Origin of the sequence: Bradyrhizobium sp. SRL28, from assembly GCF_018596315.1 — a bacterium.
Lineage (GTDB): Bacteria > Pseudomonadota > Alphaproteobacteria > Rhizobiales > Xanthobacteraceae > Bradyrhizobium.
In genome coordinates, this window is record NZ_JAHEAG010000011.1 from 15,602 (window position 1) to 31,191 (window position 15,590).

A 15,590-nucleotide genomic window follows, 5' to 3' on the forward strand; every position below is an offset into this window, starting at 1 on the left:
GCCGGGTGCACCCGTCGAGATCTGTGACGAACGTACTCGTCTGGCTATTTGGCCGATCAATTCAGAGCGCGGCCACTGATCAGGTTGGACGTCGCCGCAATCATCTGCTCGCCATGCTTGAACAGCCGTTCGGAGTCGCGGCGGAAGAAGTCGAGCTGATGCTGGCCGCATTCCTGGCACATCGTGGTAATGTCCCTGACGGAATGCGCGCCCGCCATCTTCGTGACGAACTCCGTGAACAGATGCATCTCGGTCTGCGTTCGCTCCAGCATCTCGTCGCCGAGAAACACCATTTCCTCAAGCATCATCTTCTGCGTGCCAAGCATGAACTCCAGCGCGCCCTGGTTCAGTTTGGCGGCTTCCGCTTCTGCATTTGCGGCTGCTGGAAAGGAACCAAATGCGGCCCGCTCAGACAATTCTGACATGACGATCTCCGATTTCTGAGTTTCCGCCGAAACGATATTGAGCGGCTTCGCGTCGAACATTGAGGCACATCAAGCTGGCGTCATTGCGACCGCAACCACAGCCAGGATGGCCCAAGGCAGGGAACTCGCCGGGACGAAAGGTCACATCCCCTGCCCACGCGAGATCAGTGCGACATCAGCACCGGTACGGTCATGCTGTCGAACATGCTGCGCGTGACACCGCCAAGAATTCGCTCCTGCAACCGCGAATGGCCGTATCCCCCCATCACAAGGAGGCCCATATTGCTTTCGGCCGCGACCGACAGAATGGCGCCCTGAACGGCGCCGCGATCCGCGGTCAGCCGCTGTACCCGGGCCGCAATGCCGCGCCGCCCCAGATGCGCGACGAGATGGTCCGAGGAAGTTTCACCAGCCTCCTCATTGGCCGCAATCACGGTCACGGCCTTCGCGCCCATCAGAAACGGCATCGCATCGCGCCACGCGCGGGCCGCCAGGCGGCTGCCGTCCCAGGCGATGCCGACATGCTGGGCGTCCAGCGGCCCCTTGTGGATATAGGGAACCATCAGCATCGGCCCGCCGGAATTGAACAGGATCTGCTGCGGAATCTCGTTGTCGTAGCTCGCCTTCGAGGATTCCGGCTGCAGCACGATCGTCATGTCGTAAAGCCGGGCAAGCGCGCTGATGATCCGCCCGGCGTCGGCGGGAATTGTCGCGAAGGTCCTGGTGCCGTAGGCGATTTTGGCGAGCTTGGCCTCAATCTCGAACATGGCGATCGCGGCGTTCGCTCTTTCCTGGGCGCGATCCTGTTCAGCCACCATGACGGCTCCAGCAGCGGCGCCGCCCTCGACAATCATCCCGACGGCACTCCTCGATTCATAGCCGATGGCGACCGCATCGAGATGCGACCGCCGCGCAATGGTCAGCGCGACAGCGACGTCAATCACCGGCCTGACCGAACGCTCGGAGGGAATATGAACCAGAATGTTCCTGAACATCGCCATTCTCCCACACTTCGCGAGGGCATGCGGCCCCCGTCCCGGATTGCTGCCGGCAAGGTAACCGACGAACCGATGGCCGAAGTTGACGCGCATCAAACCCGGAAATGCCGAACGGCAGCGCATGCGAACGGCGACGTCAGCGGACTCCGGCGTATTTGAGGTCGTGATGAGCCGCGATGGCGTCGCCGAGCAGCTTTTCCTTTCGATGGCGATAGCCCGGCGGATGCTTCTTGCCTCGTTTGCCATTTTCTACCTGCGGCGACCCGCTGGCAAGATCGGCGAAGCGTTTGAGATCGCGCATGTCGCCCAATGCACGCTGCAATCGTTTTGCCGGCCGGTGCCGCTGATGGAATTCGCCCCGCCCCTGCAGCGCGACGGTTTTCGTGAGCGCTTCCAGCATGTAGCGTAAGCGTTTGGCCTTGATCCGCAGCCGGTGACGGCGTGACGCCCCCAAGGTCTTCAGGCTCCGCCCCTTGCGGACCAGCCGTTCGTGCCAGCGCGCGAGCTCGCGCGTGCAATAGGATTGCAGAGCCTCCGCATCCGTGCGCCGTTTGTAGCGCGCGAGCCACGGTCCTTGCCTGATCCAGCCAGCCATGGCCGCGACCAGGCGTTGCGTCCGAGCGGAGCGCAGGCAGCGCACCAGGCGGCGGTGGTCCCGCACCTGGCGCTGATCGAGCTGCTCGCCGATCGTGCCCTGCGCCCACGCGCGGTATCGCTTGCGGCGCGCATATTCCAGGACGACGTCGCTGTCGCGCGCGGCGCCGAGCGGGCCATTGAGCCAGGCGATCTCCTTCTTCAGTCGTAGCCATTCCGCATCGACCACGATCGGCGCGAAGAACGCCACGGCGGCGCGCAGCCGCGTGATCGCGACCCGGATCTGATGCACGGCCTCGGCATCGCCGGCGCACGCGCTGCTGTGATGGGCCTTGATGTCAGCGACACACTCCAGCGTCATCTTCTGGAATGCGGTCGCACAATCGAGCCCCGCCGCTTCAGAGGCCTTTTGTCGGCTGGACGTTCTTGTTTGACCGTTTCTCATCTTCAGTGCTCGCCCGGCACCGCAAGCAAAGAAACACGGGCGCTGCGCAGCGACTGGCCCGGTGTGCCTGAGGCATCGATCATGCGCCAGTTTACCGCACCGATTGCGAAAGTCTCCTGCTCCAGGGCAACATTTCGTGTTGCATCAGACCCTGCCTTCCGCGATCCGCACCAGCCGCGTCGCGAGATCCCTGGTGAGAAAGGACAGGCCGGCGAAGCGCGCGCCAGGCATGGCCGTAACACCTGCAGTTTCGGTTCATTCCGCTCCCTGCAGACAGGCGTTTTCGGTCATTTCGTGGAGTGACTTATCCCCGCACGCTCTCGGTCAACCCACGCATGATGTCCTCGCGCGCGATGATCCCGACCAGCCGCTGTTCGGTATCCAGCACAGGGAGACTCTTCATCCGGTGGTCCACCATCAGTTGCAGGACGCGGGTCAGTTTTGTTGCCGGATCGACATAGATGAATTCCGGCGTCATCACATCCACCACCATCCGCGACAACAAATCGTCGTAGGCCGGAACCATGCGCCCGGGGTTGAACGCAAAGCATTTCAGGAAGTCGAAATTACTCACGACGCCGACGATGTCATCGCCTTCGCGGACCGGGTAACAGTTGAAATCATCGGCCTCGAACATCTTGTGCAACTCGCGCATGGTGGTGTCGCGCGCAACCGTCTTCACCTTGCGCGTCATGTATTGCCCGGCGGTCGCTTCGAGAAATCTATGCACGGGGCTTCCTCGTCATTGTGAATCCTTAACGGGACAGGAACGCACAGCGGCGCGATTCAGTTGCAAGGTGGCGCGTAACGGCATCCTAGAGGCCAGCCACGCTTCGAATCTGACCTGGATCAAGAATCCCGCCCGGCTCTTCCAGGCATCTGAAATCAAGCATTCTGCAGCACTCCACGCCGACAAACTCTCATTTCATATCAACGAGATATGAGAGGTTTGTAATTTCGTTTCGCTGCTATTTCACACGCTCGATTTAATGCGATATCTGATAAGCGAGAGCAGCCTGGAAGGCGAAGCATGATCGACCCCGACCGTCCTTTTCGAGATCAAGATCCGCTCGACCAGAACGTGCGCAGCGGTGCCGAGGGGGCGGGCGTCGGCGCCTGGGATCTCGAGTTGTCGACCCGGAAGTTGAGCTGGTCCACCGCCACCCGAAAACTCTTCGGCGTCGGACCGGATGCACCTGTCGACTACGACCTCTTTCTTTCCCTGCTCAATGCGCAGGATCGCGATCGCACGGCAAGGGCCATGCAAGCGTCGATCGACACCGGGTGCAATTTCGACGTTCAGTGCCGAGTACACCGGCATTCGGATGAAGGGCACTGGGTACGCGCGGTTGGCACGACCATCAATGGTCCCGATGGCGCCCCCGCCCGGCTCAGCGGCATCATGATCGACATCAACCGCGAGAAACTCCTCGAGGACACGGTCAGGACGCGCGAGAGGCACTTTCGCTCGATTCTGGATACGATTCCGGATGCGATGATCGTGATCGACGAGCAGGGAATCATGCAGTTCTTCTCCAGCGCCGCCGAGCGTCAGTTCGGTTACGGTGAATCCGAGGCGATCGGGAGGAATATCAGCGAGCTGATGCCGGAGCCGGATCGCAGTCGTCACGACGCCTACATCGCCCGCTACCTCAAGACCGGCGAACGGCGCATCATCGGCATCGGGCGCATCGTCACCGGCATGCGCAGGGACGGCACGACGTTTCCGATGCACCTCACCATCGGCGAGATGCATTCGGGGGGAAAGCCCTTCTTCACAGGCTTCGTCCGCGATCTCACCGAACACCAACAGACCCAGGCACGGTTGCAGGAACTGCAATCCGAACTGGTCCACGTCTCGCGTCTGAGCGCGATGGGCGAGATGGCTTCCGCCCTCGCCCACGAACTCAATCAGCCGCTGTCGGCCATCAGCAATTACATGAAGGGATCGCGCCGCCTGCTGGCTGATAGCACCGACGCCAACGCGCCGAAGATCGAAATGGCGCTCGATCGCGCCGCCGAACAGGCCATCCGCGCCGGCGACATCATCAGACGATTGCGCGACTTCGTCGCCCGCGACGCGTCCGAGAAGCGCGTCGAGAGTCTTTCAAAAATGATCGAAGAGGCCGGCGCGCTCGGGCTCACTGGCGCCCGCGAACAGGGCGTGTTTCTGCGCTTCAACCTGGACCCGACGTGTGACCTGGTGCTTGCCGACAGGGTCCAGATTCAGCAGGTCCTGGTCAACCTGTTCCGCAATGCGCTGGAAGCGATGGCTGTCTCGACGCACCGCGAGCTGATTGCCTCAAACACCAAGGCTGCAGATGACATGATCGAAATTGCCGTTTCGGACACCGGGTCCGGCTTCGCAGGCGATACGCTTGCGCACTTGTTCCAGCCATTTTTCACGACAAAGGAGACCGGCATGGGCGTCGGCCTTTCCATCAGCCGCACCATCATCGAAACCCACGGCGGCCGGATGTGGGCCGAAACCAACAGGTCCGGTGGCGCGACGTTCCGTTTCACGCTACCCGCGGCGCACGCCAAGGATATGACCGATGCCGCAGAGCGCTAAAGTTTATGTCATCGACGACGATCCGGCGATGCGCGACTCGCTGGATTTCCTGCTGAGCGCCGCCGGCTTCAACGTGCGTCTTTTCGATTCCGCGCAAGTGTTTCTGAACGAGCTTGCGAACCTGGAGGCCGGCTGCGTGGTCACGGACGTCCGCATGCCGGGCATCGACGGTATGGAACTGCTGCGTCGGTTGAGCTCGGGCCCACGAAAGCTTCCGGTCATTGTCATGACCGGCCATGGTGACGTGCCCCTCGCCGTCGAAGCGATGAAGCTTGGGGCGCTCGATTTTCTCGAAAAGCCGTTCGAAGATGACCGGCTGATCGGCATGATCGAAACCGCTCTCGCTGAGCGCGAGAGCGGCTCGAAAAGCGAGGCCGTGTCGGCCGATATGGCGGCCCGCGTCGCCAGCCTTACCCAGCGCGAACGCCAGGTCATGCAGGGGCTGGTGACGGGGCAATCGAACAAGGCCATAGCCCGGGAGTACGACATCAGCCCGCGCACGGTGGAAGTCTATCGGGCCAATGTGATGACGAAGATGCAGGCCGGTAACCTTTCCGAGCTGGTGCGGTTTGCAATCCGGGCCGGGGTCGTCGAAGATTGAGCCAAGTCAATTCGGGAACCGGAAGAACGTCTATTTTGTCACAATGACCGACACCCGAAACAGCGCCACCGGTGAAGCCAGGGTCGGCCTTTCGCCAAGGAAAGCGATGATTTACGTCGTCGATGACGATCACGACGTCCGGACGTCGCTGCAATTTCTGTTCGAGACCGAGGGATTCGACGTCCGCACCTTCCGCAGCGGAAGCGCGTTGCTCGGCTCTTCCACCCGAAACCGCGCGGATTGCCTTGTCGTCGACTACAAGATGGCGGAACTCGACGGTTTGGAACTGGCTCTCCGGCTGAGAAGGCTCGACGTCGCCACCCCGATCATTCTGATGACGGGTTATCCAGACGAGAGCATCTCAGCCAAAGCAAGCTCGGCCGGCGTGCGCCAGATGCTTTTGAAGCCCTGCCTTGAGGGCAACCTGGTCGACTGCGTTCGAAATGCCATTAAGACCCCGACCGCGACAGCTACGTAAAACCCCGTAAGGGCCTCCCCTTAGGATATCGCCCCAAATATCGGGCAGCAAAGCTCCCGGATACACCAAAGCCATCCCGCATCGAGGAGATGGCAAAATGCTCACCCAGACGATCACCGCCCCGGCAGTCACGGCAGTCACGGCAGCCAAGGTTGTCCCCGCCCCGCGCGCCCAGGCCGTTCCGACCGTCGACCAGTTCAGCGTGATCGCGAACTCCGCGGGTGCGATTGCCAGCGAGTTTTCCTACCGGAAGGACGAGGAAATCTATGGCGAGGGCGAGCCTTCCGAATATGTCTATCAGGTGATCCGCGGCGCGGTCCGCACGTACAAGCTGCTCAACGACGGACGACGCCAGATCGGCGCGTTCCATCTGCCCGGTGACGTATTCGGCCTCGATGCCGGCTCGACCCATCGTCTGACGGCTGAAGCGATCGCCGACACCACCGTCCGTCTGGTGAAGCGCCGCAACCTGGAAGCCGCTGCGGGATCGAATGTCCAGGTCGCCCATAACCTCTGGACCATGACCGCAAGCGACCTCCGGCACGCCGAGGACCACATGTTGCTGCTGGGCCGCAAGACCGCGATGGAAAAAGTTGCCACCTTCCTGCTCGAAATGGACCGTCGGCTTGCCAAGGCCGGCATGATGGCACTGCCGATGTGCCGCCGTGACATCGGTGACTACCTCGGGCTAACGCTGGAAACCGTCTCGCGGGCGCTTTCACAACTCAGCGATCAGGGTATCCTGGTGTTTTCGAGCGCCCGTCAAATCGTGCTGCGCAACCGCCAGCGGCTGGCAGACATGGACGCATGAGAGTATAAGCTGGCCGCCAGCGCGCCGGAAGGATGGGAGGGCAAGATGAATAATTATCGGGTCTCCTTCTACAAGGATCTCTGTAACTCCGACGGCCACAGCTTCAAGTGCCTGCAGCGCCAGATCGAGGTCCAATCGGTCGGGCCGTCCCAGGCACTGGTGTTGGCGGAGCGGTTGGTCGACAACGAACGTCTGAACGCCGATTGCGTCGAGGTCACGCACCTGGCGGACCATCCCGAGTTCGAACATCCGGCGTGCTATACGCCCGCCCCCGGCAAGCACGCATGGAACCGCGTCGCGTAATGAATTGACCACGCCGCGGGACGTGAATCGAAGCCCCCGCGGTTGCGCGGTCGCCTGTTGGCCGCGTTCGCTGTCGGCACCGTTCGACCGACGGCTTACCGATCGGATCGCGCTTCCAGGTCGTGGACGGCCTTGAAGCCATGCGAAGCCGCCTGCAGCGCCTCGTCGATATCGGCTGGGCGATGCGCCAAGGACAGAAACATATTGTGCTGAGGGTGAAAGAACGCGCCGTGGCGTAGCGCGGCCGAGCAGAACACTCTGCCCTTGCGTACTTCAGGGTCAGCCTCGAACAGCATCAGCGGCATCTGCGGCGGGCCGCTCTGGCGGATCGCGACGCCATGTTCTTTCGCCAGCGACGCCAGTCCCTCGCGTAACCGCAGGCCCATCGCGCGGATATGCCCGGCCACGTCAGTCTCGCGCGCGATCCGCATCGTCGCCCGCGCCGCCGCCATCGCCACCGTGCCGCACCAGAACGAGCCCGTGACGAAGACCTTGGTGGCGGCTTCGCGAAAGCGATCGTTGCCGGTGACGGCAGCCAGCGCATAGCCGTTGGCGATCGCTTTGCTCCAGGCGCACAGGTCCGGACGCACGCCGAGCGTTTCCCAGCTCCCCCTGACATCGAGGCGCAGGCCCGCTCGCACCTCATCGACAATCAGAGCGGCATCGGCGGCATCGCATGCCGCACGCGCGGCTGCCGCAAATTCCTTCGTTGGCAGTTCGAGATCGCGTCCCATGTCGTGGCGGAAAGCCGTCACCAGTATCGCGGCCAGATCCTTGCCCGCCTCTTCGACGGCCGCCCGCAGGCTCTGCACGTCGTTGTACTCGAAGTGCAGGAGATGCGCGCGGTCCTCGGCCGTCACCCCGGCAAGGCTCGGCGAGCACCACGGCAGCGCGCCGTGATAGCTGCCACGTGCGACCAGCACCTTGCGGCGACCGGTGCCGGCGCGCGCGATCGTCACGCAGCACGTAGTCGCGTCACCGCCGTTCTTTTGAAACATCGCCCAATCGGCATGCGGTAGCATGGCGACGAGATCTTCGGCGAGTTCCACCATGACCTCCCCTGGGCCGTTGAAGCAATCTCCTTTGGCAGCCTGCGCCTCAGCCACCGCCTGAACTTCGGGATGCCGATGGCCGAGCAGGATGGGGCCCCAACTGCACATGAAATCGATATATTCGCGCCCATCGACGTCGCGGACACGGCAGCCCTCCGCGGAGGCGAAGAATTGCGGATAGCCTTCCGGGAGCCGCGCAGCGTTAAGATGGCCCCACATGCCGCCTGGAACCACCAACCGCGCCCTCGCTCGCAACATGGCATCCGCTGTCTGCGTTTCGCTCAACAGCGCCGTAGGCTGGGTCATGACGTTCTCTTGTTGGGTTTGCAGGGTCTGCCTTCTTTCTGTCGCCTATGATTGTATCGCGATCAATTCACGGTCAACTGCGATCGCAGCCAGATGGCCTTTGGCGCGCGAAACAGGTAGAATAGTCGATAGGCCGCAGCCTTGCCCGCTCACCTTTTACCAATCCGTTTTGGAGTAACCGTTGAACGCTCGCTGTCGCATTGCCTTCGTCGCCCTCCTCGCCTTTGCATCGACGGCCGCCCCGGGTGTCGCCCTCGCACAAAGCGCGATTGCTGCAGCAGTCGCCAAACCGGTATCGCTGCCGGACATTGCAATCGGATCTGCGAACGCACCAATCACCATCACCGAATATTCCTCGATGAGCTGTCCGCATTGCGCAGCCTTCGGCCAGAATGTGTTCCCGATGCTGCGGTCGAAATATATCGATACCGGCAAGGTACGTTTCGTGTTCCGGGAATTTCCGCTCGACATCAAGGCCGCCGCGGCTTCGATACTGGCGCGCTGCATCGGCAAAGGCGACTCCGAACAATACCTCAGAGCAGTCGAGATGTTATTCAAGCTGCAGGACCGCCTGATGGCCCAGACCAAGGAGACGCTGATCTATGTCGGGAGGCAGCACGGCATGAGCGAGCAGGACGTCAAGACCTGCGAGGAAGACCAGGCGCAGTTCGACAAGCTGAACGCCGATCAGCAATACGCGCATCGGGAAGTGAAGGTCACCTCGACGCCGACTTTCTTTCTCAACGGTGTACGGCTGCAGGGCTCGATGTCGTTCGAGGAGCTGGAAGAACGGATCAAGCCGTTGCTCAAGAAATAGCGCCCGCCTGCCGTCGCAGTAGCCCCTTGCCCGGCGAGGCCGGCTCGCCGATGATGGCCCCAACAAACATATTGGGGAGAGCGCCATGGTCGCGGCTTTGCGCGTAGTGTTGGCAGCGGCGTGGCTGCTGTCCGGCGTCGTTGCGTCATCGGCGCAAGGCTATCCGAGCAAGCCGGTGCGTGTCGTGGTCGGCTTTCCCGCCGGCGGACCGACCGATGCCATCGCCCGCATCGTGGCCCAGAAGCTTACCGACAATCTCGGCCATCAATTCTTCGTCGAGAACGTCGGCGGTGCGGGCGGCAATATTGCGTCCGGCCAGGTCGCGCGCGTGACGCCGGACGGCTACACCATCATGGTGATCAGCACCGGCTTCGTCGTGAATCCCAGCCTCTACGCCAAGGTGCCGTATGATCCGGTCAAGGATTTCGCGCCGGTGACGCTGGTCGCGGTCTCGCCGAATGTCGTGGTGGTCAACCCGCAGGTTGCTGCCAAGACGCTGCCCGAACTGGTGCAGCTCATTCGAGACAATCCCGGCAAGTACGGCTTTGCCGGTCCCGGCATCGGATCGACGCCGCACCTGGGCGGCGAGCTTTTCCGGCTGGCCTTCAATCTCGACCTGGTGCACGTGCCTTTCACAGGTGCTGGGCCGGCGATCCAGGCAACGGTCGGCGGGCACACGCCGATCGCCTTCACCGCACTGCCGCCTGCCCTGTCAGCGGTGCAGAGCGGACAACTACGCGCGCTGGGCGTGGCGTCAACCGAACGTGCCGCCGGGATGCCCGACGTGCCGACCTTCGCCGAACAGGGCGTGAAGGATCAGGACGCCGACACGCTCACGGGCATCGTCGCGCCGGCGGGGACGCCGAAAGAGATTGTCGATCTGCTTTATCGTGAGATCGCCAAAATCGTCGCCCAACCGGACGTCAAGGAACGCCTCACGACGCTCGGCTTCAAGGCGGTTGCGAATACGCCGGGTCAGTTCGGTGCGCGTATCAGGCTGGAGATGGACAAGTGGGGCAAGGTGGTGCGCGACGCAAAGTTGCGGATCGAATAGCCTGCTCAGCGCTACAATGGCGTCGGTTCCGCGATCTTCATGAAGGTCAGGCCGATACGGTTCTTCTGGATCCAGGCGACCCGGCACTCGTGCACGATCGAGGGATCCTTTGCCATCACCAGGCGAAAATGCTGCGGGACGAAGGCCGGGTTGTCGACATCGATCGCCGCTCCCTCGCGCGAGATATTCCGCACCACGCAGGGCATGACGGAGCCGCCCGACGAAACATAGGCAGGCTCGTCGGTCTCCGTTCGCGGATACTTTCGCTTCTCTTCCATCCCGTCCGTCCGCCCCAACCGATTCCGACCAAGCCGCAAAGCTAGCGCAAAACCTTAAACAAGTTGGCGCGTACCCGGAAACCGGAATAGGCGCAGTCTGTGGCCGATACGACTTTCTTCGGGCTCCATTGTGCAGAGCGGCACGGAATCCCGATCGCTTATTCGCAGATGTACTCCGCGTTGCCATGGACTTGCCGATCGCGGCGATGGCACGATAGCCTTTCCACCAATGACTGGCACACATACGCGATGGACCTGACGGCATGGTCTTGAATACACCGATCGCAAACTCTGCCGATCTCGCCGGCGACCAGGCGGTGATCGCCCGGGCTGAGGCCATACGTCCTGACGTCGCGGCAGCTTCCGATGACATCGAGACCGCGCGCCGGCTGTCGCCCGCGGTGCTCGACAAGCTGCACGATGCGCAGCTGTTCCGGCTGTTATTGCCCCGCTCGACCAACGGGATCGAAACCGATCCCATAACCTTTTTCCACGTCATCGAAACCATCGCCAAAGCTGATGCTTCCACCGCCTGGTGCCTCAGCCAGGCCGGCGGTTGCGCGATGTCGGCGGCCTATCTCGACCTGCCGGTGGCGCAGGCGATCTTCGGCGATCCGCGCGCGGTGCTGGCGTGGGGACCCGGCCCCAGGGTTCGCGCGGTCGAATGCGAGGGCGGCTACCGGGTGACGGGCGTGTGGTCCTTTGCGTCCGGTGGCCGGCATGCGACCTGGCTCGGGGCGCACTGCCCGATCCATGCAGCCGACGGTTCGCCCAAATACGACGTCAACGGCGTCCCGCTCGAGCGGACCATGCTGGTACGCTCCGAGGACGTCGAGTGGACCGACATCTGGAACACCGTTGGCCTGCGCGGCACCGCCAGCGACCAGTTCGCCCTCAACGATTTCTTCGTGCGCGCGGACCATTCGATTACCCGCGAGTTCGACCGGGAATGCCGCGAGCGCGGGCCGCTCTACCGCATGAGCAACCACACCTGTTACCAGGTGGGCTTTGCCGGCGTCGCCTGCGGGATCGCCCGCACCGCGCTCGACAATTTCGTCGAGACGATGCGCAACAAGGTGCCGCGTGGCGCAAAGCTGTCGTTGCGGGACAATGCCGTGGTCCAGTGCAACCTCGCCCAGGCGGAAGTCAATCTCCGCGCCGCGCGCGGCTACGTGCTGCAGTCGATGGCCGATACCTGGAAAGATCTCTCCGCGGGCGCGACCATCACGGTGGCCCAGCGCATGAACATCCGCATGGCCTCGACAAACGCCATTCACAAGGCGCGCGAGGCGGTCGACTTTGCCTACAACGCCGCAGGCGCCACCGCGATCTTCGAGAACCATCCGCTGGAGCGCCGCTTCCGCGACATCCATACCGTGACCCAGCAGCTGCAGGGTCAGCTCAGGCATTTCGAAACTGTCGGCGCCTGGATGATGGGCGTCGATACCGACCTCAGCTTTGTGTAGGAGGACACCATGGGACTTGGCGGCTTGCAGCACTACACCATCGAACCCGCCGATCTCGAACGCACCAAGGATTTCTATTGCGATGTGCTCGGGCTGGAGAATGGCGACCGGCCGCCGCTCGATTTCCCCGGCTACTGGCTCTATTCCGGCGGCACCGCCACGGTGCATCTGATGGGTACGCGCAAGCCACGCGAGGGCATCGTGGTGCGGGGCACCGAGCGGAAGTACGAAGATACCGGGCGGCTTGACCACATCGCCTTCGCTGCGACCGACGTCGAGGGCATGCGCAAGCGCCTGCAGTCGAAAGGCGTCAAATTCCGCGAGAGCATCGTGCCGCGCACCGGCGATACACAGTTCTTCCTCTACGATCCCGACGGCGTCGGCGTCGAGCTGAACTTTCCGAAAACCTGAGCCCCCGCCCGCCGGATGACCGAGCTCAATTCGGCCGCATCCATGGCGAGCCCGAATTGGCTTTCGACCCGCTGTGGCGGCAAGGCGCACCTGATGTTGAGGTGCAACACTACCCGTCAAAGACTGAAGTTCCCGACAACGCCGCAAGTCAGCCATGACTAAGGCGTGAGTCCGTCAGGGATTCTTCATCATTGGAATGAGATTGGAGGGGCCGCGCCGCTGCGGCAGAGTAGCCGGGTGCCGCGCCTTTCAACCCTACCCCAGGGCATGCGTACCCGGCTATTCGTCCGGCGGGAGCCGGCTATAGCGTTTTCAAGCGAAGCATGCCCTCGGACTTGATCCGTGGGTGGACACCGGTTCGCGTCAAGAGAACGCGTTAAACAACAATCTAATCGAGCCCGCGCTCGTGGCTCAGATTGACCATTTCCTGAATAAAAGTCGCCTTTTGCTTGTCGTTCAGGCTGGTGAACAGAGGCTCGGCCGCATCAGCCACGTTGCGCTGATCCAGGGCGCGGTCGTTGAGGAACTGAGCCTCATTGCGCATCTGCTCGATGATATCATCGGGGGGATCGCGCTTGGCGCGTGCCACACGCAGATTGAGGCGATCGGCACCGTTATGACCGAGATAGTGCATCGCACTGTTGAACCCGGCCCAATGCTTTTCCTGTTCGGGAGTGAGGTTTAGCTCCTTCTTGATCCGCTCGATATTGGCGTCGCTATTGGCGACGATCTGCTCGGCCGTCAGTTGCGGCGCGCCGGCCTGGGTGAGAACGGCGGGCTGCTGCGGTTGTTGCGCCTTGGCGGTCTTCGTAGCCTTGCTCCCCTTCGCCGGCTTCGATGGCTCACCTTGTTTGGAAGCCTCACCTTGCTTGGAAGCCTCGCCTTGCTTGGAGGGCTCGCCTTGTTTGGCATCCTTTGCCGCCGGCGCCTGCCCTCCCTTGGTATTGTTATTGCCCCCGGTCAGCACACCGGTGACTCCGGTCACGACGCCCACGACGCCGCCAATGGCGCCGCCAAGCACGCCGCCGACCGGGCCCGCTGCCTTGTTGCCCTCGCGGACGCCCTTCTCGACACCCTGAACCACCTGCGCATCCGCAAGCCGCGGCGCGTTGAGAAGCATGATGGCGGCCAACCCCATGGCCGCACACACTTTCCACTGCGTGCACAGTTTGGATGTCGGGCTAGTCATTATTGGTCTCCGTGGTCGTTAACTAGGACTGGTGTCCTCGAATCTGAATCTTATCGTTTTAGCGACGAGCAAGTCTAGCGGCGGTGCCGACCGTCATCGCCGGCGTCGAAAGGCCAAACCCGTCGACCGGGAACCCCGGCACCACCGCAATCTCTAAACTCTCTCGCTTTCATGATGCCGTGTGCAACGCAATATGCCGCGCAGAGCCATTGCATTATTCCGAGCGCTGGAAATCGCACGCAACGTTAGTTCTAGAATGTCGCACATGTCGTTTCTCGACAGACGCATTTTATTCTGTTCTGATTGCGCAACCAAATCTCCGCGGGGCACGCCATTCCAAAGCGGCGCGATCGCGTGAAAGCCAATAAGAATAAGAGGAACGACAAGACGACAACAAGAAGCAAGCAAAGAGGAAACGCCATGTCACGCAAGAAGCTTTCTCGCCGACAATTCGTTGCTGCTACTGCACTGTCATCCGCTGCACTCATCACCGCACCCTATGTGCGCGGCGCCTACGCCGCCGGCAAGCTTTCGATCGGCTTCTGGGACCACTGGGTTCCCGGCGCCAACAAAGCTTCCACAGACATCGTCAATGCCTGGGCCGAGAAAGAAAAGGTTGAGGTTCAGATCGACTACATCCCCAGCCAGGGCAACAAGAACCTGCTGACGATCGCGGCCGAAGCGCAGGCCAAATCGGGCCACGACATCCTGGCGATGCCCACCTGGTGGCCGCATGCGCAGGCCGAGCTGCTGGAGCCCATGAACGACGTCGTGGAAGGCCTCATCAAGCAGAACGGCGAACCCAACGGCACCGTGAAATATCTCGGGCAGTCCAAGGGCAAGTGGCTCGCGGTACCCGCGAGCGTCGGCAGCCAGATCAAGGGCCCCTGCTCGCGCATCGACCTGATGAAGCAGCATGCCGGCATCGACGTGCAGGCCTTGTATCCGGCAGGTGCCCCGCCGAAGGCGGACAGCTGGAACCTGGACACCTTCCTCAAGGCCGCAGAGGCCTGCCAGAAAGGCGGCGTTCCGTTCGGCATCGGGCTTGGCGAGACCAGCGACAACGTCGATACGGCGGGCGCAATCTTCCAGTCGTACGGTGCAGCCCTTGTCGATGAGAAGGGCAACCTCACCGTCAAGACCGACGCGGTGCGCCAGGCGCTCGAATACTATAAGAAGCTGATCTCGTTCCTGCCGCCGGATGTGGGGGCCTGGGACGACGCCTCCAACAACAAGTGGCTGGTCTCCGGCAGGGGCGCCATGATCATGAACCCGCCGAGCGCCTGGGCGGTGGCCAAGCGCGACGCCCCGCAGGTCGCCGAGCAGTGCTGGAGCCATGGCTTCCCGGCCGGACCGAAAGGCCGCTACGCGCCCTACCTCGCCTACTTCTGGGGCACATGGTCGTTCTCGAAGAACAAGGAAGCGGCCAAGAGCGTGCTCCGGGCGCTTTCGCAACCGGATGCGATCGAGAAGATGTGCGTGGCGAGCGGCGGCTACGACCTCCCTTGCTACGAAAAGCTCACCACCCTGAAGGTCTGGCAGGAGGAAGGGCCGCCGAAGGGCACGCTCTACCACTATCCGAACCCGCACAACCACCAGACCCTTTCGATCGCCGCGGCGCCCGCCCCGCCGAAGATCGCACAGCAGATCTATACGCAGGCGACCCTGACCAAGATGTGCCTGCGTTATCACAAGGGCGAAGCGATGGAAAAGGTGCTCGCCTGGGCTGAAGGCGAGTGCGAAGGCTTCATGCGGAGCTGACGGACGGGATGTTATGGCGGCCTGCCTGA

General features: G+C 62.3%; 18 protein-coding genes. 11 read left to right on the plus strand and 7 right to left on the minus strand.

All coding sequences use genetic code 11. From position 1 onward, the window contains the following. Nucleotides 1-56: 56 nt before the first annotated feature. The 3 genes from KIP88_RS21950 to KIP88_RS21960 all read right to left on the minus strand — a co-directional run bounded on the left by KIP88_RS21950 (nt 57) and on the right by KIP88_RS21960 (nt 2,378). Entirely contained in the window at nt 57-425 is a 369-nt protein-coding gene (locus tag KIP88_RS21950; protein ID WP_214490076.1) for a hypothetical protein, read from the minus strand. Nucleotides 426-589: 164 nt separating this feature from the next. Further along, nucleotides 590-1,420 carry a universal stress protein gene (locus KIP88_RS21955; protein WP_214490077.1) on the minus strand — a complete coding sequence of 277 codons (831 nt, stop codon included), beginning with the start codon at nt 1,418-1,420 and terminating at the stop codon, nt 590-592. A 139-nt stretch (nt 1,421-1,559) separates the two neighbouring features. Then, complete coding sequence (locus tag KIP88_RS21960) at nt 1,560-2,378, minus strand: CHAD domain-containing protein (protein ID WP_214490078.1); 819 nt, start codon at nt 2,376-2,378, stop codon at nt 1,560-1,562. 69 nt (nt 2,379-2,447) lie between these two features. Between KIP88_RS21960 and KIP88_RS21965 the strand changes: the two genes are divergently transcribed. Continuing rightward, nucleotides 2,448-2,765 carry a hypothetical protein gene (locus KIP88_RS21965; RefSeq protein WP_214490079.1) on the plus strand — a complete coding sequence of 106 codons (318 nt, stop codon included), beginning with the start codon at nt 2,448-2,450 and terminating at the stop codon, nt 2,763-2,765. A 1-nt stretch (nt 2,766) separates the two neighbouring features. On the opposite strand, the gene KIP88_RS21970 is transcribed toward KIP88_RS21965, so the two are convergent. After that, entirely contained in the window at nt 2,767-3,192 is a 426-nt protein-coding gene (locus KIP88_RS21970) for an HPP family protein (protein WP_214490080.1), read from the minus strand. 300 nt (nt 3,193-3,492) lie between these two features. Between KIP88_RS21970 and fixL the strand changes: the two genes are divergently transcribed. From fixL to KIP88_RS21995, 5 genes are all read left to right on the plus strand, one after another. Then, nucleotides 3,493-5,034, plus strand: a complete 1,542-nt coding sequence (gene fixL, locus KIP88_RS21975; RefSeq protein WP_214490081.1) for a sensor protein FixL — start codon at nt 3,493-3,495, stop codon at nt 5,032-5,034. Further along, on the plus strand, nt 5,018-5,635 hold the full coding sequence (fixJ, locus tag KIP88_RS21980; protein ID WP_214490082.1) for a response regulator FixJ: 618 nt from the start codon (nt 5,018-5,020) through the stop codon (nt 5,633-5,635). The genes fixL and fixJ overlap by 17 nt, the downstream gene beginning before the upstream one ends. A 43-nt stretch (nt 5,636-5,678) precedes the next feature. After that, nucleotides 5,679-6,113: a response regulator gene (locus KIP88_RS21985; protein WP_214490083.1), complete on the plus strand. Its 435-nt coding sequence runs from the start codon at nt 5,679-5,681 to the stop codon at nt 6,111-6,113. A 97-nt stretch (nt 6,114-6,210) separates the two neighbouring features. Then, nucleotides 6,211-6,924: a helix-turn-helix domain-containing protein gene (locus KIP88_RS21990; protein WP_214490084.1), complete on the plus strand. Its 714-nt coding sequence runs from the start codon at nt 6,211-6,213 to the stop codon at nt 6,922-6,924. A 45-nt stretch (nt 6,925-6,969) separates the two neighbouring features. Then, nucleotides 6,970-7,227 carry a hypothetical protein gene (locus KIP88_RS21995; RefSeq protein WP_214490085.1) on the plus strand — a complete coding sequence of 86 codons (258 nt, stop codon included), beginning with the start codon at nt 6,970-6,972 and terminating at the stop codon, nt 7,225-7,227. A 95-nt stretch (nt 7,228-7,322) separates the two neighbouring features. On the opposite strand, the gene KIP88_RS22000 is transcribed toward KIP88_RS21995, so the two are convergent. After that, nucleotides 7,323-8,585: an aminotransferase class III-fold pyridoxal phosphate-dependent enzyme gene (locus KIP88_RS22000; protein ID WP_214490086.1), complete on the minus strand. Its 1,263-nt coding sequence runs from the start codon at nt 8,583-8,585 to the stop codon at nt 7,323-7,325. Nucleotides 8,586-8,766: 181 nt separating this feature from the next. Here KIP88_RS22000 and KIP88_RS22005 point away from each other — a divergent pair, with 181 nt between their 5' ends. Together KIP88_RS22005 and KIP88_RS22010 are read left to right on the plus strand one after the other, a co-directional pair. Beyond that, complete coding sequence (locus KIP88_RS22005) at nt 8,767-9,402, plus strand: thioredoxin domain-containing protein (protein ID WP_214490087.1); 636 nt, start codon at nt 8,767-8,769, stop codon at nt 9,400-9,402. A gap of 85 nt (nt 9,403-9,487) precedes the next feature. Beyond that, entirely contained in the window at nt 9,488-10,456 is a 969-nt protein-coding gene (locus KIP88_RS22010; RefSeq protein WP_214490088.1) for a tripartite tricarboxylate transporter substrate binding protein, read from the plus strand. A gap of 11 nt (nt 10,457-10,467) precedes the next feature. Here KIP88_RS22010 and KIP88_RS22015 read toward each other — a convergent pair whose 3' ends face one another. Continuing rightward, nucleotides 10,468-10,734: a PilZ domain-containing protein gene (locus KIP88_RS22015; protein ID WP_214490089.1), complete on the minus strand. Its 267-nt coding sequence runs from the start codon at nt 10,732-10,734 to the stop codon at nt 10,468-10,470. A gap of 263 nt (nt 10,735-10,997) precedes the next feature. On the opposite strand from KIP88_RS22015, the gene KIP88_RS22020 reads away from it, so the two are divergent. Together KIP88_RS22020 and KIP88_RS22025 are read left to right on the plus strand one after the other, a co-directional pair. Then, nucleotides 10,998-12,200 (plus strand): acyl-CoA dehydrogenase family protein, encoded by a 1,203-nt coding sequence (locus KIP88_RS22020; protein WP_214490090.1) that lies wholly within the window; start codon nt 10,998-11,000, stop codon nt 12,198-12,200. Between the two features lie 9 nt (nt 12,201-12,209). Further along, nucleotides 12,210-12,611, plus strand: coding sequence for a VOC family protein (locus tag KIP88_RS22025; protein ID WP_214490091.1), 402 nt, complete (start codon nt 12,210-12,212; stop codon nt 12,609-12,611). 388 nt (nt 12,612-12,999) lie between these two features. On the opposite strand, the gene KIP88_RS22030 is transcribed toward KIP88_RS22025, so the two are convergent. After that, nucleotides 13,000-13,800: a Spy/CpxP family protein refolding chaperone gene (locus KIP88_RS22030; RefSeq protein ID WP_214490092.1), complete on the minus strand. Its 801-nt coding sequence runs from the start codon at nt 13,798-13,800 to the stop codon at nt 13,000-13,002. Nucleotides 13,801-14,220: 420 nt separating this feature from the next. On the opposite strand from KIP88_RS22030, the gene KIP88_RS22035 reads away from it, so the two are divergent. Then, nucleotides 14,221-15,561: an ABC transporter substrate-binding protein gene (locus tag KIP88_RS22035; protein WP_214490093.1), complete on the plus strand. Its 1,341-nt coding sequence runs from the start codon at nt 14,221-14,223 to the stop codon at nt 15,559-15,561. The last annotated feature ends 29 nt before the right edge of the window (nt 15,562-15,590 follow it).